Origin of the sequence: Streptomyces avicenniae (assembly GCF_000719135.1) — a bacterium.
In the GTDB taxonomy this organism is placed as follows: Bacteria; Actinomycetota; Actinomycetes; order Streptomycetales; family Streptomycetaceae; genus Streptomyces; species Streptomyces avicenniae.
The window spans coordinates 1-17,954 of sequence record NZ_JOEK01000024.1 but is presented as its reverse complement, the minus strand read 5'-3'; the positions used below and the strand labels follow the sequence as shown (position 1 = coordinate 17,954).

16 protein-coding genes and 1 pseudogene are annotated in these 17,954 nt (G+C 72.3%); 11 read left to right on the top strand and 6 right to left on the bottom strand.

From position 1 onward, the window contains the following. The first annotated feature begins 406 nt into the window (after positions 1 to 406). Entirely contained in the window at positions 407 to 1,270 is an 864-nt protein-coding gene (locus IF27_RS29540; RefSeq protein ID WP_223291263.1) for a sterol desaturase family protein, read from the top strand. 19 nt (positions 1,271 to 1,289) lie between these two features. Here the strand turns inward: IF27_RS29540 and IF27_RS29535 are convergent, their stop codons facing one another. From IF27_RS29535 to IF27_RS29515, 5 genes are read right to left on the bottom strand one after another with little or no spacing between them, the layout of a single operon-like run. Further along, positions 1,290 to 2,195 (bottom strand): STM4011 family radical SAM protein, encoded by a 906-nt coding sequence (locus tag IF27_RS29535; protein WP_052852956.1) that lies wholly within the window; start codon positions 2,193 to 2,195, stop codon positions 1,290 to 1,292. A gap of 6 nt (positions 2,196 to 2,201) precedes the next feature. After that, positions 2,202 to 3,539 carry an STM4012 family radical SAM protein gene (locus IF27_RS29530; RefSeq protein ID WP_052852955.1) on the bottom strand — a complete coding sequence of 446 codons (1,338 nt, stop codon included), beginning with the start codon at positions 3,537 to 3,539 and terminating at the stop codon, positions 2,202 to 2,204. Continuing rightward, a complete protein-coding gene (locus tag IF27_RS29525; RefSeq protein WP_052852957.1) occupies positions 3,536 to 4,342 on the bottom strand; it encodes an STM4013/SEN3800 family hydrolase in 807 nt (268 codons plus the stop codon). Before IF27_RS29525 ends, IF27_RS29530 begins: the two co-directional genes overlap by 4 nt. A gap of 28 nt (positions 4,343 to 4,370) precedes the next feature. Beyond that, a complete protein-coding gene (locus IF27_RS29520; protein ID WP_052852954.1) occupies positions 4,371 to 5,522 on the bottom strand; it encodes an STM4014 family protein in 1,152 nt (383 codons plus the stop codon). Then, entirely contained in the window at positions 5,515 to 6,480 is a 966-nt protein-coding gene (locus tag IF27_RS29515; RefSeq protein WP_052852953.1) for an STM4015 family protein, read from the bottom strand. Before IF27_RS29515 ends, IF27_RS29520 begins: the two co-directional genes overlap by 8 nt. 157 nt (positions 6,481 to 6,637) lie before the next feature. On the opposite strand from IF27_RS29515, the gene IF27_RS29510 reads away from it, so the two are divergent. The 4 genes from IF27_RS29510 to IF27_RS29495 all read left to right on the top strand — a co-directional run bounded on the left by IF27_RS29510 (position 6,638) and on the right by IF27_RS29495 (position 12,825). Next, entirely contained in the window at positions 6,638 to 6,964 is a 327-nt protein-coding gene (locus IF27_RS29510; RefSeq protein WP_052852952.1) for a hypothetical protein, read from the top strand. 50 nt (positions 6,965 to 7,014) lie between these two features. Next, on the top strand, positions 7,015 to 8,040 hold the full coding sequence (locus IF27_RS29505) for a DUF6745 domain-containing protein (RefSeq protein ID WP_052852951.1): 1,026 nt from the start codon (positions 7,015 to 7,017) through the stop codon (positions 8,038 to 8,040). Positions 8,041 to 8,543: 503 nt separating this feature from the next. After that, positions 8,544 to 11,672: a ThuA domain-containing protein gene (locus tag IF27_RS29500; protein WP_052852950.1), complete on the top strand. Its 3,129-nt coding sequence runs from the start codon at positions 8,544 to 8,546 to the stop codon at positions 11,670 to 11,672. A 127-nt stretch (positions 11,673 to 11,799) separates the two neighbouring features. Then, a complete protein-coding gene (locus IF27_RS29495; RefSeq protein ID WP_052852949.1) occupies positions 11,800 to 12,825 on the top strand; it encodes a LacI family DNA-binding transcriptional regulator in 1,026 nt (341 codons plus the stop codon). Positions 12,826 to 12,830: 5 nt separating this feature from the next. On the opposite strand, the gene IF27_RS29490 is transcribed toward IF27_RS29495, so the two are convergent. After that, positions 12,831 to 13,820, bottom strand: a complete 990-nt coding sequence (locus IF27_RS29490) for a GlxA family transcriptional regulator (protein WP_052852948.1) — start codon at positions 13,818 to 13,820, stop codon at positions 12,831 to 12,833. 84 nt (positions 13,821 to 13,904) lie between these two features. Between IF27_RS29490 and IF27_RS29485 the strand changes: the two genes are divergently transcribed. The 6 genes and pseudogenes from IF27_RS29485 (at position 13,905) to IF27_RS29465 (ending at position 17,909) form a co-directional block, all read left to right on the top strand. Beyond that, positions 13,905 to 14,780, top strand: coding sequence for an NAD(P)-dependent oxidoreductase (locus IF27_RS29485; protein WP_052852947.1), 876 nt, complete (start codon positions 13,905 to 13,907; stop codon positions 14,778 to 14,780). Further along, complete coding sequence (locus IF27_RS29480) at positions 14,777 to 15,259, top strand: pyridoxamine 5'-phosphate oxidase family protein (RefSeq protein WP_052852946.1); 483 nt, start codon at positions 14,777 to 14,779, stop codon at positions 15,257 to 15,259. The genes IF27_RS29485 and IF27_RS29480 overlap by 4 nt, the downstream gene beginning before the upstream one ends. Positions 15,260 to 15,354: 95 nt before the next feature. Beyond that, a pseudogene (locus IF27_RS31745) lies at positions 15,355 to 15,538 on the top strand (telomere-protecting terminal protein Tpg); the annotation flags it as partial. Between the two features lie 461 nt (positions 15,539 to 15,999). Then, positions 16,000 to 16,401: a hypothetical protein gene (locus IF27_RS29475; RefSeq protein ID WP_052852945.1), complete on the top strand. Its 402-nt coding sequence runs from the start codon at positions 16,000 to 16,002 to the stop codon at positions 16,399 to 16,401. A 304-nt stretch (positions 16,402 to 16,705) separates the two neighbouring features. Beyond that, positions 16,706 to 17,263 (top strand): dihydrofolate reductase family protein, encoded by a 558-nt coding sequence (locus tag IF27_RS29470; protein WP_052852944.1) that lies wholly within the window; start codon positions 16,706 to 16,708, stop codon positions 17,261 to 17,263. Positions 17,264 to 17,534: 271 nt separating this feature from the next. Beyond that, entirely contained in the window at positions 17,535 to 17,909 is a 375-nt protein-coding gene (locus IF27_RS29465; RefSeq protein WP_052852943.1) for an ALF repeat-containing protein, read from the top strand. The last annotated feature ends 45 nt before the right edge of the window (positions 17,910 to 17,954 follow it).

The following is a 17,954-nucleotide window of genomic DNA, read 5'->3' as shown; positions in this document are numbered from 1 at the left end:
CACGCCCAGACCGCCACCACCTCACGCACCGCCGTCTGTTGACCCACATCCCGCAACCGCACCGGCCCGACCGCCAGTTGACCGCCCCCACCCCACACACCACCCCCCGACACGGAACGTCACCCCGACCACCCCGACCCGACCACCCACCCCACACACCGCAGTTGACCCCCCACAGCACACATACCGACCGCCCTCACCGGAACAGGCGTGCCCTTCCGGTCGAGGTTGCTCTGGGTGTCCGAGCGTCCACATACTGTTGTTATGTGCATGCCCGGACAGGCCGGGGCGGGGGACATGCCGCCGTTGCCCGCGGACCCGCGTCCGGGAACGGAGGAGGAAGGAAGTGGGGAAGATGCGGGACCCGCTCGCGTCCACGGGAACAGGGCCACCGGAACCGGATTCCGTGCCCACGCCGCTGCGCTGGCTCGGGAGGTGCGCCTATCCGCTCCTGATCACCGTGCTCGTGGCCCTCGCCTGGCTGACGCTCGGCCTCGACTGGGAGCCGAGCCTGCCGAGCATGCTGTTCCTCCTGTGGACGGTCCTGTTCCTGGGGCTCCTGGAGCGCCTGATCCCGTACGACCGCTCCTGGCACCCCGACCGCAGCGAGTGGCGCTGGTACGGCGCCTACTTCTTCATCACCGCGGTGGGCGGCAGCATCGCGCAGGGCCTGGTGTCCGCCGCCGTCGCCGTCCTGGCGGAGCCGCAGCCGGTGCTGCCGCTGGCCGCCGAGATCCCCCTGGCCGTGCTGGCGGGCGCGCTGGCCGGATACGCCGTGCACCGCCTGGGCCACACCAACCCCTGGCTGTGGCGCCTGCACGGCGTGCACCACGTGCCGGAGAAGGTGAACGTCGCGAACAACGGCGTGAACCACGTCCTCGACGTCGCGTTCTCCCAGGGCGCGACCCAGCTGGCCCTTGCCGGCGCCGGGTTCTCCCAGGACAGCGTCTTCGTCGCCGGGCTGTTCGTCGTCGCGCAGGGCTACTTCGTGCACGCGAACATCGACGTCCGGCTCGGCTGGCTCAACCACGTCGTCTCCAGCCCGGAACAGCACCGCCTCCACCACAGCACCGACCTCGCCGAGGCCGGGCACTACGCCGTCGATCTCTCCGTGCTCGACCACCTCTTCGGCAGCTTCACCTGGCGTCCCGGCCGCCGGCCCGGCGCGGTGGGCCTGCACGACCCCCGGTCGTTCCCCCCGACCGGCGCCCTGCTGGCCACCCTCGTGCACCCCTGGCGCCGCCGGACCAGGCGCCCCGCCCGGCGGTGACGGGCCGCCCGCCCGCCCTTCAGCCCGCCGCCCCGCCCGGCATCGGCAGCGGCGACGGCAACCGCACCGGCCCTGCCAGCGCCGCCGCCGTCGGCACCCGTTCGAGCACCCCGCCCGCGAACGTGTCGTACAGCGGCAGCGTCTCCAGATGGACGTACCCGATGTGGCAGTCGCACACCGCCAGCGGGCAGGGCCGCGGGGCGAGCGCCCGCCGGTAGGACCCGTCGTACAGGTTCCCCAGCTCGTCCCGCACGAAGTGGCAGCGCCGCACCGTCCCCGTACCGTCCACGGACACCACCGTGGCGCCCGTGCGGCACGGCCGTCCCGCCGACCGGTGCGGATGGCGGCTGAACGGGAACAGCGGGTCGATCGCCGTCCACACCGCCGCCTCCTCGTCCGTGTAGACGTGCCCCTCCGCCGCGTTGATCCACAGGTAGACGTGCGGCGGCAGCTCGGCGCGCAGGCGGCGCGCGTCCGGCAGGTGCTCCGGCAGGCCGACCACCCCCACGCTGAACCGCACGCCGAGCGACGCCACTCGGCGCGTCCTGCCGACGAAGCGCTCGTACGGCGTCTGCCCCGGGTGGTACGTGCACCACAGCGCGACGGTGTCCGTGTCCGCCTCGGCCAACCACTCGGTCCGGCAGCTCAGGTTCGTCTGGATCGCCACCCGCTCGACGCCCGGCTCGTGCGAGAGGTCCACCAGCGCGCGCCGGTACCAGGACCGCGTCAACCCCTCGCCCCACGGCGTGAAGAGCACCGACAGGCGCTCCTCGGGGCGCGAGCGTGCCCAGTCGGTGAACCGCTCCAGGTCCGCGCGGTCGGCCCGGAGCTGCGCCGTGCTGTCCCGCCGCTTCGCGAACGGGCAGTAGGGGCAGTCGTAGTCGCACGAGGCCAGCGGCCCCCGGTACAGGATCGTCAGGTGCACGGCCCGTCACCTCGGTTCGTGCGCGGCCATCGCCGCGCGCACGGCGGGGGAGAAGAACATCGGCCCGACGGCGTCGGAGTGCGCCAGGCCCTCGGGCGACAGCCGCAGCCGGTCCGCCGCCCCCTCGTCCAGCCACCCCCGCGCGGCCAGCGCCGCCAGCTCGGCGGGGAAGTCCTCGTGCGGCGCGCTGCCGAACCTGGCCCGGTACGCGTCCGGCCCGAACCCGCCCGCCTGGAGCAGCGACTGGAGCAGATGACGGCGCCTGGCCTCGTCCCCCGTGACCGCGCGGCCGTGGACCGCCCGGCCGAAGTCCGACGTCGCGACATAGGCGTCGATGATGCCCCGCACCTCCCGCATGCCCACCGCGTAGTCGAACGAGTAGTGCAGCGACGACGTGTACGAGCGGGCGCCGCACCCGAGGCCGATCATCCCGTCGGTCTGGCACGCGTAGTCGTCCGGGCCCTGCGGCGGCGCGTCGGCGCGCCTGAACATGCGCATCGACGCCTGCTCGTAGCCCTGTTCCCGCAGGTGGTCCCTGCCCTCGCGGTAGCGCCGCAGCCGCTCCTCGTCCCAGGCCAGGTCGGCGAGCAGCGGGTCGGCGTGGCGGCCCAGCCCCGTCAGCGGGCGCACGTAGAGCGGGTAGAGGTAGATCTCCTCCGGCCGCCAGGCCAGCGCCGCGTCCAGCGACCGCCGCCAGCTGGCCGCCGTCTGACCGTCGATGCCGTAGATCAGGTCGATGTTGAGCACAGGTATCCCCGCGTCGCGCACCCGCCCCAACGCGGCCTCCACGTCCGCGCGGCGCTGCGGTCGCACCGCGGCCCGCGCCTCCTCGTCCACGAAGCTCTGCACCCCCAGGCTCAGCCGGGTCGCGCCCCGCTCGGCCAGCACCGCCAGCCGGTCGGCGGTCGCCGTGGCGGGCGACGCCTCCACCGACAGCGGCACGGCCCGCAGTTCCGCGCCCATCCGCAGTTCCGCGATGTCGCACAGCCGCGCCAGCTCGTCGGCCGTCAGGAACGTCGGCGTGCCACCGCCGAACGCGGCGTTCGCGAACCGCACCGGCGCCTCGTCACCGAGCGCCTCCCGTACGGCGACCGCCTGCCGCTCCAGCGCGTCCAGGTAGCGTCCCGTCAGCCCCTCGGGCGCGCCGACCCGCGTGAACAGGTTGCAGAACCCGCACCTGACCTCGCAGAACGGCACATGCGCGTACAACGACAGCGCGCCCCGTGGCTCCCCGGCCCACAGGTCGGCCAGCGACGGCCGCTCCGGCAGTTCCCGGTAGGCGGTCTTGTGCGGATAGGCGTACACGTAGTGCTGGTACGGGCGGACGGACGTCGCGACGGTCATGCGGGCGGCTCCAGGAAGAAGTGGCTGTAGGGCACGGTCCACACCGAGGGGTGGCCCAGGCGGTGCCCGGTGTACCCGTCGTCGCCGTACGCGGTCCCGTGGTCGGAGCAGACGACGGCGAAGCAGCGGCGCCGCGAACTCATCGCCGCGAACAGCCGCCCCACGTGCCGGTCCACGTAGGCCAGCGCCGCCGCGTGACTCTCCCGCCCGTCGCCCGACTCCCTTGTCGCGCCCGGCAGATGGAACCAGTTCGGCTGGTGCAGCGCCGACACGTTGAGGAACAGGAACAGCCTGCGCTCCGCAGGGAGTGCGGCCACGACCTCCTCGACCCGCGTCACCTGCGCCTCGAACGACGTCGGCGAGGCGACGGAGAACGCCGGCTCCCAGTGGCTCTCCTGGAACAGGCCTGGCAGCACGCTCCCCAGCGCTCCCTGCTTGTTGAAGAACCCGACGCCCCCGACACACACCGTGCGGTAGCCGCGGCCCGCCAGCGCGCCGACCAGGTCCGGGGCGTCGAACACGAACGTCCCGTCGGCGGTCGTCTCGCTGCCGGGGAACCGCCCGGCGAAGAGCCGCGGATGCCGCCCGGGCGCCGCGGGCGTCGGGAGGAAACCGGCGAACATCGCCTGGTGCGACGCATAGGTGAAGCTGCCGGGCGCGTGCCGCTCCTCCCACGTCCCGCCCGGCAGGTGCGCCGCGAGATTCGGCAGCCGCCCGGCGGCGGCCAGCTCCACCGCCACGTCGTACCGCAGCGTGTCGAGGGTGAGCAGCAGCAGGTCGTCGCGGCCCACCACGGCGTTCATGTCGGGCTGTGCACCGGGGCCGATCGCGTCAGCGGGCTGCATGGCAGGTCCCCTGACGGTGGTCGCGGGGCGTGGCGCCGGGGGCAGGCGGGCCGAACGGCGGGGCGCCGAGCACGGCCGCGACCTGCGCCCCGTAGGTGTCCAGCGCCTCCGCGCCGGTGCCGGGCAGCCCGCCCAGGCCGGGCAGGAGGTCGCCGAAGGCGTTGACCTCGGCCACGGCGAACCGCCGCCAGCCGCCGACCGGCAGCAGATCGACGCCGACGCACAGCGTGCCGGGGAAGCAGGCCGCGGCCCGCTCGCAGACCTCCAGGGCGCGCGCCCACCCGTCACCGGCCGTGGCGACCGCGGCTGCGAGGTCGCCCCGCGTGCCGCCCAGGTGAAGGTTCGTCAGCGGCAGACGGCTCGTGCGGAGCACCGCGTGCGTCGCCCGGCCCGCCACCACCACGACCCGCAGGTCGGCCGACCTGTCGCCCACGGCGGCCTTGGGCAGCCAGCGCTCGACGTGCAGGCCGTCCGGGGCCAGCGTGTCCACGATCCCCGCGACCGCCCGTTCGTCGGTGAGGCGCCGCACCCGCAGCGTGTTGTGCAGCCGCCCGCCCGGCGCGACCTCCACCGGCGTGGTCGCCCTGATCCGGCCGGACGCCGAGGTCTCGACGGCCAGGATCCCCGAACCCGACGAGCCGTGCGCCGGTTTGACGAAGAAACGGCTCACGCCGTGCTCCCGCGCCGCCGCCCGCACGTCCTCCCAGCCGCGCACCGGCCGCCCCGCGGTGGGGGAGTCGGGCACCGGCACGCCCGCCGCGGCCAGCCTGGCGTGACACAGCCGCTTGTCGAACAGGGCGGAGAGGTCGCCCGGGTCGTCCAGCCGCGTCCCGCCGCGCAGCGAGCGCACGGCCCCCAGGAAACGGGCGTACCAGGTGGCCGACCCCTCCACCCGCGTCGGCTCCCCGACGTCCCGCAGCAGCCGGTCCACTGCGGCGTCCTCGCCCGGCGAGTCCAGCCGCACCACCTCGTCGTCGGCGAAGGCGTGCCCGCCGTCCCGCAGGACGTCCCGCCAGGCGACCACACGGGGCGGCGGCGCCCCCGCCGCGCGGGCCGCGTCCAGGAACAGCGTCACCCGCCGGTTGTCCGGATTGCCGACGACGGCCCACCGGCGGGCCGCCGCCCGTACGTCACTCACCGACCGCGACGAAGCGCCACACGGTGTCGTCGTCGTCCTCGTCGTCCTCGGCGTCGCCACGGTCCAGGTCCAGCGTGACCCCCGCGGGCTCCAGCGTCTCCCGCAGCCGGTCCCGTATCGGCTCGCTCAGGTAGTTGTGGCTCATGTCCAGCCGGTCGAGGTGCGTCAGCGGCTGCCCGGTCAGCAGCGCCGCCGCCCCCTCGTCCGTCAGCACCCCCATGGAGACGTCGAGCACGTCGAGCCCGGCCACGACCGGCGCCGACGCCAGCGCCTCGCACACCGCGTCCTGCATCTCGCTGTTGCGCAGCGCCAGATGACGCAGCGACGGCAGCCGGTCCCCGGCCATGATCGGCGCCAGGTCGCCCACCTCCGCGTCGCCCCCGTACTGCGACGTCCCGAGCCACAGGTCCAGGTGCACCAGGTCGGGGAAGTCGCTCGCCGCCACACCCCGCACCGCCGCGACCGGCATCCCGCCCGTCTCGACGGTCAGCGAACGCAGCCGCTCGTGCCGCACCGCCGGGAACTCCAGGCCCTGACCGCCCCGGACACCGAACTCCTCCAGGTCGGGGAAGGCGTCCAGGAGCGCCGTGGCCCGCCCCTGCGTGATCCAGGAGATCTCGGCCTCCTCCATCACGATGTCGCCGAGGAACAGCGCCCGCAGCGCGGGCAGCCGGTCCCGCGCGCCGACCAGCGCCTCGATCACCGCCTCGGGGCCGTTCTCGTAGACGTCGCTCCAGGCCCCGACGACCAGGGCGCGGACCGCGGTGGTGTCCACGGCCGCCATGAACCGGGCGAACGCCGCCTCCCACTGCTCCGAACTGTCGTACGCCGCGACCGCGACCCGCCAGGCGACGGCGCCCGGCTCCGGCAGTCCGCCGCCCCCCGGGTCCTTCACCGCCTCGGGGAAGTCGAAGACGGGCAGGTCGTGGAATTGCTGCTTGTGCGCCGTGATCGTCATGCCGCGCCCGTTCCTCGTCGTGCCGATGGACAGTACGGGAGTTCTACCAAGGACCACTGACAGCGCGGCGCTCCACCCCCATGACGCGGCCCGTTGTCAGTGCCCTGCCCTACGGTCCTCCTCGTCGCACACCGCGTGCCGACGGAAGGGGAGACGCATGTACCGGCAAGGAGACGTCCTCATCGCGCCGCTGGCCGAGGACGCCGTGCCCGCCACGGCGCAGGGCGCCGTGTCCGAACCACGGGACTCCCGTGGGCGGTTGGTCCTCGCCCTGGGCGAGGTCACGGGCCACGCGCACGCCGTGCTCGGCCCCGGCCGTCTCATCCGCGAGGCGGGCCCGACCGCGCCGATGCTTCTCCACGTACCCGACGGCGCCCGGGTCGTCCACGAGGAGCACGCGCCGATCTCCCTGCCACGCGGCTGGTACCGCGTCATACGGCAGCGCGAGTACGTCCCGGGCTCCGTGCGGATCGTCGCCGACTGACACCCGGCACGGCGGACCGACGGCACATCGCGGAATCGAGGAGCAGCACCATGGAAGAACAGATCGACTGGCGGGCCCTGGCCGTCGCCACGGGCCCGGCAGAACGGGCCGTCGCCGAGGCGGGCGTCCGCCTGGCCTACCGGCAGGCTGGCCTGCCGGAACCCGCGCGCATCCTGTGGGTCGGCTCCCCGCTGGAGGCGGTCCGGCTGCTGTCCGCCACGGTGCCGGGCGCCGACGGCGCCCCGCCGCACACCGGGCACAGCGTCCGCGCCGAGATACGCGACCAGCCCCTCGCCGCCGCCCGCGACGCGCTCCACAAGCGGCTGGGACCGGCCGGATGGAGCGCCCACTGGCGGACCACGGGCGCGGGCCTGTGGGACGTCACCACCCCACTGGTCAACCGGATCAGACAGACCGTCGTGGAGACCGTCGGAGGGACGCGCGCCGAGGAGTCACGCACCCGGCTCCTCCTGCTCGACGCCGTGCTCGGCCAGCACGACGCGGCCTGGCTGCACGCCCTCGCCCGCCCGCGAGCCGGTCTCGACGGCCTGGCGCAGGTGGCCCGCACGGCAGGCTGGTGGTGGCCGTACACCGACCTCGCCGTCCTCGCCGAGCGGCCCGCCGAACTCCACCGCGACGAGGCGGGCCGCCTCGACCGCGCGGACGGACCGGCACTCCGCTGGCCGGACGGCTTCGCCCTGCACGCCTGGCGGGGCCTGCCCGTCCCCGGCGACTTCCTCACCGGCCTCGGCTCCCTGACCCCGGCCCGTATCCGCGAGGAGGAGAACGCCGAGCTGCGCCGAGTGATGCTCGAACACTACGGATACGACCGCTACCTGACCGAGTCCGGCGCCACCCCGGTGCACCGGGACGACACCGGCGTCCTGTGGCGCATCCCGCTGCCCGGGGACGAGGACGTCGTGATGGTCGAGGTCGTCAACTCCACACCGGAACCGGACGGCACCTCCCGCACCTACTGGCTGCGCGTCCCGCCACGGACCAGGACGGCCCGCGAGGGCGTCGCCTGGACCTTCGGCCTCGACGCCGAGGCGTACACCCCGCTGCGCCAGACCTGACCCCGCACCGCCACCCCGTCCGACGACCCGTCAGGGAGGCCCCCCACCACACCGCAACCCGCCGTGTCAACAGGGCCCTTCCCCGGACACCGGCGGTTCCGGCCATCCACGCCGCCGCCCGCCGCACTCCGGTGTTACCGCCACGTTTCCGGCACTTGTTCGATGTCGGCGTGTCCTGAGTCTTGACTGACGTTCATCGGGCTTCCTACAGTTCCGGCGACACAGCAACTTTTTTCGAAATGTTTCGAGTACGGTCGGCCGACGCACACGGGACCGATGACCCCCGGTTCCCCGGCCTGTCCCTCCCGCCACCCCCACGGTCGGCGGCGGGCCAGGTGTCACCGGGCCCCGCGTCGTCCGGCCACCCGCCAGAACTTCCCACGGGCCGCGCCCACGCCCGCGGGGATTCGGGACGGCCCCGCACGGGACCGGCCCGCAGTGCACAGGAATTGAACGCCTGAACCCAAGAGGCGTTCCCCCACCTTTCCCTGTGAGGAGCCGTGTTGAGATCAGCACAGCAATTTCTGAGACGGACGGCACGGGTCGGTGCCGTCGCGGTCACCCTGGCCGTCGCGGCCAGCGGCGTCGCCGTCGCCCATCCGGGCCACGGCGCCGAGACGTTCAACGCCCTCGTGTTCAGCAAGACCGCGGGCTTCCGCCACGACTCGATAACGGCGGGCATCGCCGCGATCCAGGACCTCGGCGAGCAGAACGGGTTCGAGGTCACCGCCACCGAGGACGCCTCGGTGTTCAACGACGCGGACCTCGCCGAGTACGAGGTCGTCATCTGGCTCTCCACCACCGGTGACGTGCTCAACGACGACCAGCAGGGCGCCTTCCAGCGCTACATCGAGGGCGGTGGCGGCTACGCGGGCGTGCACGCCGCGGCCGACACCGAGTACGACTGGCCCTGGTACGGCGACCTGGTGGGCGGCTACTTCGCCGGCCACCCGGCGCCCCAGGACGCCACCGTCCACGTCGAGGACGCCGACCACCCCTCGACCGCCTCCCTCCCCGCCGAGTGGGACCGCCACGACGAGTGGTACAACTACGCGCCCAACCCCCGCGAGGACGCACACGTCCTCGCGACCCTGGACGAGGGCTCGTACGAGGGCGGCACCATGGGTGACGACCACCCGATCTCCTGGTGCAAGGACGTGAACACCGGCCGCGCCTGGTACACCGGCATGGGCCACACCCAGGAGTCCTTCGCAGAACCGGAGTTCCTCGACCACCTGCTCGGCGGCATCCAGACGGCCGCGGGCGTCCTGGCGGCCGACTGCTCCGGCGAGGAAGCGGGCGGCGAGGACCCCCTCGCGTCCGACTTCCAGAAGGTCACGCTGGACGACAACACCAGCAACCCGATGGAACTGGACATCGCCGACGACGGCCGGGTCTTCTACATCGACCGCAACGGCGCCGTCAACATCGTCCTCACCAACGGCTCGGTCGTGACGGCCGGGACGCTGCCGGTGTACACCGGCCAGGAGTTCGGCCTGCTCGGCATCGCCCTCGACCCGGCGTTCTCCGACAACGGCTACGTCTACCTCTACTACTCGCCCCAGGGCGGCGCCTCGGAGGACCGGGTCTCCCGGTTCACCGTCGAGGGCGACAGCCTCGACCTCGCCAGCGAGGAAGTGGTCCTGACCGTCCCGACCCAGCGGCAGGAGTGCTGCCACGCGGGCGGCGCGCTGGAGTTCGACACCCAGGGCAACCTGTACATCGCCACCGGCGACAACACCAACCCGTTCGCCAGCGACGGCTACGCGCCGATCGACGAGCGTGACGGCCGCGGCAACTGGGACGCGCAGCGCACCTCCGCCAACAGCAACTCGCTGAACGGCAAGATCCTGCGCATCACCCCCCAGGCCGACGGCTCCTACACGGTCCCCGGCGGCAACCTCTTCGCGCCCGGCACCGCGGACACCCGCCCCGAGATCTTCGCGATGGGCTTCCGCAACCCGTTCCGGATCGGCCTCGACCCGACCACCGACCAGCTCTTCGTGGCCGACTACGGCCCCGACGCGGGCAGCGCCAGCGCGACGCGCGGCCCCGAGGGCCGGGTCGAGTGGAACATCGTGGACGAGCCCGGCTTCTACGGCTGGCCCTACTGCGTCGGTGACAACACCCCCTACATCGACTACAACTTCGGCAACAGCACCTCGGGCAGCGCCTACAACTGCGCGGCCCCGGTGAACGACTCGCCCAACAACACGGGCGTGGACCAGCTGCCCGCCGCCCAGCCCGCGGAGGTCTGGCTCGGCGCCGAGACCAGCACGCCGGAGATCGGCCGCAGCGGCGCGCCGATGACCAGCGGCGCCTACCAGTACGACCCGGACCTCGCGTCCGACACCAAGTGGCCCGAGTCGTTCGACGGCAACGTCGTCTTCGCGGACTGGAACGACAGCCGGCTCTTCTCCTTCGAGCTGAACCAGGACCGCACCGACGTCTCCGCGGTGACCCGCATCTTCGAGGACCTCCAGTTCAGCCGCCCGCACGCGCTGGAGTTCGGCCCCGACGGCTCGCTCTACGTGATCGAGTGGGGCAGCGGCTTCGGCGGCAACAACACCGACTCCGGCGTCTACCGGGTGGACTACGTCCAGGGCAACCGCGCCCCGGTCGCCCAGATCACCCCCAGCCGCACCTCGGGTCCGCTGCCGCTGGAGGTCACCTTCGACTCCGCCGGCTCGAACGACCCCGACGGCGGGCCGGTGACCTTCTCGTGGGACTTCGACGGTGACGGCACCGAGGACAGCACGCAGCCCACGGGCGCCCACACCTACACCGAGGCGGGCCAGTACACCGCCCGGCTGACCGTGACCGACGAGGACGGCAGGACCGCCGTGTCCAACCTCGAGATCACGGCCGGCAACGAGGCACCCGTCATCGAGGTCTCCGGGCCGGTGAACGGCGGGTTCTTCGAGTTCGGCGACACCATCGCCTACGACGTGTCGGTCACCGACGCGGAGGACGGCGAGGTGGACTGCCAGGACGTCGTGGTCCAGCCCGCCCTCGGCCATGACGAGCACGCGCACGGCTACGAGCAGTACCACGGCTGCTCGGGCAGCTTCCCGCTGCCCGGCGACGCGGGCCACATCGGCGCCAACATCTTCGGCACCGTGACCGTCACCTACACCGACCAGGGCAACGGTGACGCGCCCGCGCTCACCACGCAGGAGGTCATCGTCCTCCAGCCCAAGCAGCGCGAGGCCGAGTACTTCGACAGCACCGGCCGCGTCGAGTCCGCGGGCGGCGGCGGCGACGCGGGCGTCACCATCGAGAACACCGGTGACTCCGCGGGCGGCGGCCAGAACATCGGCTTCATCGACAACGGCGACTGGTGGGCCTGGAACCCGGCCAACCTGACCAACATCGACGAGATCAGCCTGCGCGCGGCCTCCCCGACCGCGGGTGCCACCGTCGAGGTCCGCACCGGCAACCCGGAGACCGGGCCGACCGTCGCCACCATCCAGGTCCAGCCCACCGGCGAATGGCAGACGTACGGCGACTTCGCCGCCCCGGTCAGCGGCGCGTCCGCGACCGACAGTGGTCCGCTGTACTTCGTCAAGACCACCGGTGAACTGAACGTCAACTGGGTCGATTTCGTCGGACAGGGGGTGACCCAGCCCTGACCGGACGCGGGCCCTCGCGTCCTCGCGACGCGGGGGCCCGCACTCCCGTCCTCGACGGCGGCGTCCCCGTCGCCGTCCGGCTGGCCTCAGTGTCCCGGAAGGGGCCGGGAGAGCAGAGAATGGGCTCGTGACCGGTAGCAACACGCCCCGCCCGACGCTCGCGCACATCGCGGAGATCACCGGAGTGTCCGTCTCCACCGTCTCCAAGGTCCTCAACGGCCGGGACGACGTCTCGCAGGACACCCGCGCCAAGGTGGACGAGGCACTGCGCTGGCACCACTACGTACGCCGCGGCACCCCGGGTCCCGAACGGCAGGTCCGCACCGTCGATCTCGTACTGAGCGGACTCGACGGCTCCTGGCCCGCGAGCGTGGCCAGCGGCATGGAGGCGGCGGCCTACGAGGCCGACGTCCACGTGGTCATCTCCCGGGCACGCCCCACCGGGCCGACAGGGCGCGGCCAGGACTGGGTGGACCGGATCCTGGAGCGCGGCAGCGCCGGTGTGGTCCTCGGCCTCGTCGAGGCGACCCCCGCCCAACTCGCCCGGCTGGCACGCGCCGGGATCCCCTGCGTCGTGATCGACCCGCTGAGCGACCCGCCACGGGACGTCACGTCCATAGGCACCACCAACTGGTCAGGCGCCTACGAGGCCACCGACCACCTCCTCCAGCGCGGCCACCGCCGCATCGCGCTCGTCACCGGCCCGCCCGAGCACCTCTACACGCGCGCCAGGACCGCCGGTTACCGCTCCGCCATGGCGGCGGCCGGGCTCGACGTCCTGCCAGGGCTGGTCAGGCACGGCAACCACGACCGCGCCAGCGGCGCGGAACAGGTCCGCGCGCTGATCGGGCTGCCCGACCCGCCCACCGCGCTGTTCATCTGCTCGGACCACATGGCGATCGGCGGCTACGAGGCGCTGACCGGCGCCGGGCTGCGCGTCCCCGAGGACGTCAGCGTCGTCGGCTTCGACGACCTGCCCGAGGCCCGCTGGGTCTCCCCGGCGCTCACGACGGTACGCCAGCCGCTCAAGGAGATGGGCGGCAGCGCGCTGCGCACCCTCCTGCGCCTGATCAACGGCGACGAACTGGAGAGCCCCCGCGTGGAACTGGCCACGACCCTGGTCGTCCGCGACAGCACGTCCCCCCGCGGCTGACCGGTTCAGTCCTGCCGCTGCCGCGGGAACGCGCTGCGATAGCCGCTGGGGGAGACCCCGAGCTGCTTCAGGAAATGGTGGCGGAGGTTGTTCACCGTGCCGAGACCGCTCAGCCTCGCGATCCGCTCCACCGGCAGGTCGGTCGATTCGAGGAGGCTCTGCGCCCGCGCGAGCCGCTGGCCGAGCAGCCAGCGCAGCGGCGTCGTGCCGGTGGCCTGCTGGAGACGACGGTAGAACGTCCGCCGGCTCATCATCGCCCGGCGCGCCATGTCCTCGATCGTCAGCGGCTGGTCCAGACGCGCCCGCGCCCAGTCGAGCACCGGCGCGAGGCCCTCGTCGTCCGAGGCGGGCACGGACTGGTCGATGAACTGCGCCTGCCCGCCCGGCCGATGCACCGGCAGGACCAGACGACGGGCCAGCTGGTTGGCGACGTGCGCGCCCAGGTCGCGGCGCACCAGGTGGAGGCACAGGTCGAGCGCCGCGGTCATCCCCGCGCTGGTGAGCACGTCACCGTCGTCCACGTAGAGCACGGAGTCGTCCACGGTCACCCCCGGATACCGCTCCGCCAACGGCGCGGCGTGCATCCAGTGGACGGTGGCGCGCCGCCCGTCGAGCAGCCCCGCCTCGGCGAGCGCGAACGCGCCGCTGCACAGCGACACCATCCGGGCCCCCGCGGCATGCGCGCCGCGCAGCGCCGCGACCAGCTCGGGCCGCACCGGCGCCCCCTCGTCGATGACGTCGTCCGGCACCGACGTCACGATGACGGTCCCGGCCCCCACGACGTCGTCGAGCCCGTACGGCGTGTGCAGCGCGAACCCCGCACCGGCCCCGGCGCCCGGCCCACCCGCCCCACACATCCTCAGCTCGTACCACGGGTCGGCGAGATCCGGCTGCGGCATCCCGAACACGGTCGCGGGGATGCTCACCTCGTAGAGGTCCCAGAACGCCACACCGATCTCCGTCGGCACGACGAGGGCCACCGAACCCACACTCATCCCCTCAGCCTAGTGGCACGATTTTGTCGCCTCGGGTCACCGCTGTCACTGGCCGCGCCGCCCCCGTGGCGCGAGCCTGGACCCATGAGCACCTCTCCCGCACCCGTCTCCGTCATCGGCCTCGGCAACCTCGGCCGCGCACTCGCCGAGGCGTTCCTGCGCGCCGGTCACCCCACGACCGTCTGGAACCGTTCCGCCGCCAAGGCGCAGCCTCTCGTCGCGAACGGGGCGACCCTCGCCGCCACGTCGGCCGAGGCCGTCGCGGCGGGCGAACTCGTCGTCGTCGCCCTCCTCGACCCCTCGGCCGCGCGCGAGGTACTGACCGGCGCACCCGAGGCCGTCCGCGGCCGTGCGCTCGTCAACGTGACCTCGGGCGGCCCGCAGGACGCCCGCGAACTCGCCGACTGGGCGGCGGGACACGGCGCGCAGTACCTCCACGGAGCCGTGTACGCCGTGCCGCAGACGATCGGCACCGCCGCGTCCTCGGTCAACTACAGCGGCTCCCGGGCCGCCCACCAGCGCTGGCAGGACCAACTGGCCCTGCTGGGGAGGCACACGTTCCTCGGCACGGACGCGGGCCAGGCGTCCGGCTACGACGTGGCCGTCCTCGCCGGGATGTACGGCATGCTCGGCGGCTTCCTTCACGCGACGGCGATGGCACGCACCGCCGGGATCGGCGCCGCCGAGTTCACGCCCATGCTGGTGTCCTGGCTGACGGACTCCTTCCCTGCGCTGGAGACGTTCGCCGAGGAGGTGGACGGAGCGGACTACGGCGCCACCGAGTCCAGCCTGGCCATGAACCAGGCCGGGCTGGCGACGATCATCCGGGCCAGCCGGGAACAGGGCGTCACGGTCCCCACCCTCGCCCCGCTCAAGGAGCTGATCGACGCGCAGGTCGCCGCCGGTCACGGCGCGGCCAGCCTGTCCCGCACCGTCGAGTCGTTCACGGACCCGTCATGAGCGAGACCGTCCCCGAATTCGCAGCTCTCGAAGACGAGTTCAACACCTTCGTCGGAGCCATCCGCTACGCCACGATGGTCACGATCGACACCCGCGACCGGCCCAGGACCCGGGTGCTGATCCCGGTGTGGGAGAAGTCCGAGGGGCAGCCGCTCGGCTGGCTGGCCACCTACCGGACCCCGGTCAAGGCGGCGCACCTGGCGCACAACCCGCACACCTCGTTCGCGTACTGGGCTCCTGGCAACAACTCGGTCGCCATCGACGCCGTCGCCGCCTGGGAGGACGCCGAACACGTCAAGGAACACGTCTGGGACCTCTACGCCCGCACCAGCCCGCGCGGCGCCGGATACCACCTCGGCTCGTTCTGGAAGTCACCTGCCGACCCGGCGCTGCACGTCCTGCGCCTGACGCCGTGGCGGGTCCAGGTCATCCGCGGCCTCGACCTGCGCAGCCGCATCTGGCGAGCCCCCCGGCCGTAGCGACGGCGGACCACACGGTCCCGCCCCGGCGGGTTCCCACGGGAATTCGACAATCCGGGGTTAAACGCCGCTGCGAATCAGAGGCTGAAGTCTGTTTGGGGGAGATCGATGACGCGGTTGAGCGTGCCGAGCAGGAGGCGTTCACCCGCCAGCCGCCGAAGAGTGTTCAGGCCCGTGTCAACTACCTGGTGAAGCAGCGCGCGGGCTGTCGCGGCGGAGCTGGGCGTCACCCCGGATTCGGTCAACCGTTACCGGCGTGGCGCCCGCAGGAACCCGCCCCCTGCTCGCCTTCTGACCGCGCGGGCGTGCGGCGGCTGGAAGATCTCACCCGGCCGTGGCGGAAGTCGAAGGAAGAACCGGCCTGGGCGCTGCACCACGATGCCGCCATGCCGCTCGCGGACGACCTCGACGCCCGGCACACAGCGGGCCCGAGCCGCGCAGCGAGCTGCCTCAAAACGTACACGTGAGGAAAGGCGCGAGGCCACGCGCCGTCCAGCAGGCTCGCGACGCCTTGGCCCCGGCCGTACCCGCCCCACCTGCGCCCTTACCTGCGTCCCTGCCGGTGGACGCCCCTGCTCGCCGGGCCGCTCCCGCGCAGTTCCGGAACCATCAAGTCTTGATCAACTACGCGCGTCGCAACGTTCCCGAGTGTGAACCAGCGGGCTAGGGTCCGCTCAAGTCCCGCACACTGCGCTGTTGTTGACGACATGTGGCGGGCCGTGACGAAGGAAGATGCCCTCATGTGGAAGCCCCGTAAGAAGACGACCCTGCGCTGCGCGGCCGTCCTCGCTGCCGCCCTCGCCTTCCCCGCCCTCAACGCCACCTCGGCCCAGGCCATCGACTGGGACCACACCCTCCACACCGATGACGGCGACCCGGGCGGGCGCCTGCGCTTCGAGGCCCACGGCGACATTGTCGAGATATGCGACATCGAAGCCGACGGCTGGGCAGTGGAGGTGAGTGTCGAGGGCTACCACTACTACGACACGTTCTCCGTGGGCGGCAACGGCAAGTGCAAGACCCACCGCGCCTCGGGTGGCTACGACCTGACGGAAGGGAGCACCTACGCCTTCACGCTGGACCTGGTGAAGGACGGAGTCCCGTCCGTGCGGTATGAGGACTACGCCCAGTGGAAGGCGTGAGCAGATCGCACGGCGGCTGAGTAGGCACAGCCGCTCCTCCGCTCCCCTCGGCGCGACGCCACGCCCACGCCACCGTGTGGTCGGCGGGTCTCCGGCACCTCATGTGGCGCCGGGCCGCCTCCCGGCGTGGGCGTGGCGTTCGCCTGCACGGCCGGGAGGACCTGCCCGCCACTCGGCGACCGCGCGACTGTGACACACGCCACATCCGGGTGGGCGATGAGTTCCGACGAGGGCCGCTGTCTGTATCCGTGACGCCGACGGACGCGGGGAGGCCGTGACCGGGCGGGCAGCGGAGGAGCGCGTCATGGGGACGATCAAGGTGCACGAGTTCATCACTCTCGACGGAGTGATCGACGCGCCGATGTGGACGATGGAGTACGGGTTCACCGAGGGCATGACCCGGGTCCTCACCGCGGTCACCGGGGACTGCTCGGCGATCCTGCTCGGCCGCACGACGTTCGAGGGCTTCGCGCCCGCCTGGTCCACCCGGACCGCCGAGGACGACCCGGGCGCGCCGTTCTTCAACGACACGCCCAAGTACGTCGTCTCCTCGACGCTGACGGACCCGCAGAGTCTCTGGAAGCACTCCACCTCGCTCGGCGCGTACGACCCCGAGGCCATCCGCCGCTTCAAGGACGGCGTGGACGGCGGCATCTACGTCAGCGGCAGCGCCACCCTCGTGCGGGCCATGCTGGCGGACGGCCTGGTGGACGAACTGCACCTGCTCGTCTACCCGCTGACGCTCGGTGAGGGCCCGCGCCTCTTCCCCGAGGGCTACCCGCGGACTCCGCTGAAGCTCGTGGCGAGCGAGACGTTCGAGAACGGCGTGGTGCACCTGGCGTACGGTCCGGCCGCCGCCTGACCCGTCAGAACTCCCCCTCCGCTCTGCGGACCAGACCTTCACCAAGGCCGTCAGCCATGACGTATCAGCATGTAGGGGCGTTGGGGGCGTGGTGGAGTCGTCGCGGGTGACGGCCGCGCGGGTCTTCCGTTCGGTGTGGACCTCACGAAGGACGAGCAGGGCATCGTTCGTACAGTCGTTCGATAATTGGCCTGTACCAAGGTAAGATCGTTTAGCAGCACAGGGGATGAGAAAACCTCACCCTTTGAGCCGCTCACGGAGGTATACGCCCATGCGATCAACTCGCGCCGCACTGCTCGTCGCCGCCACCGCTCTGACTCCCGCCTTCCTCTTCACGACCCCCGCCCTCGCTGCCGGTTCGGCGGAAACTCCGACCACCGTCACGATCGCGTCCGACACGCCGGTGGACGAGATGACGGAGGCCGAACTGCGTGCAGCGATAGCCGACATCCTGGCGACGCACGGCGGTAAAAGAGTCGTCAGGGAAGCCAACGAGGCACTCAACGGCACCGTCGAGAACATGCGCGCATTCCTCACCATAGGGTTCCAACGAGCCTTGTTCGAGGACGACCTGGTCGCCATCGGCACCATCTGCCGAATCTGGGAACGATCACTAGATGAGCGAGGTGTTGGGCTGGTGATTTAGTGATCATCCCCGGACGGGTGACTGCGGTCTGAGCTGGGTTCTTCG

Coding starts and splice junctions, on each gene's coding strand:
- IF27_RS29530 (WP_052852955.1), bottom strand. CDS start 3,539: ATGACCGTCGCGACGTCCGTCCGCCCGTACCAGCACTACGTGTACGCC.
- IF27_RS29525 (WP_052852957.1), bottom strand. CDS start 4,342: ATGAACGCCGTGGTGGGCCGCGACGACCTGCTGCTGCTCACCCTCGAC.
- IF27_RS29515 (WP_052852953.1), bottom strand. CDS start 6,480: ATGACGATCACGGCGCACAAGCAGCAATTCCACGACCTGCCCGTCTTC.
- IF27_RS29510 (WP_052852952.1), top strand. CDS start 6,638: ATGTACCGGCAAGGAGACGTCCTCATCGCGCCGCTGGCCGAGGACGCC.
- IF27_RS29505 (WP_052852951.1), top strand. CDS start 7,015: ATGGAAGAACAGATCGACTGGCGGGCCCTGGCCGTCGCCACGGGCCCG.
- IF27_RS29490 (WP_052852948.1), bottom strand. CDS start 13,820: ATGAGTGTGGGTTCGGTGGCCCTCGTCGTGCCGACGGAGATCGGTGTG.
- IF27_RS29485 (WP_052852947.1), top strand. CDS start 13,905: ATGAGCACCTCTCCCGCACCCGTCTCCGTCATCGGCCTCGGCAACCTC.
- IF27_RS29480 (WP_052852946.1), top strand. CDS start 14,777: ATGAGCGAGACCGTCCCCGAATTCGCAGCTCTCGAAGACGAGTTCAAC.
- IF27_RS29475 (WP_052852945.1), top strand. CDS start 16,000: ATGTGGAAGCCCCGTAAGAAGACGACCCTGCGCTGCGCGGCCGTCCTC.
- IF27_RS29470 (WP_052852944.1), top strand. CDS start 16,706: ATGGGGACGATCAAGGTGCACGAGTTCATCACTCTCGACGGAGTGATC.
- IF27_RS29465 (WP_052852943.1), top strand. CDS start 17,535: ATGCGATCAACTCGCGCCGCACTGCTCGTCGCCGCCACCGCTCTGACT.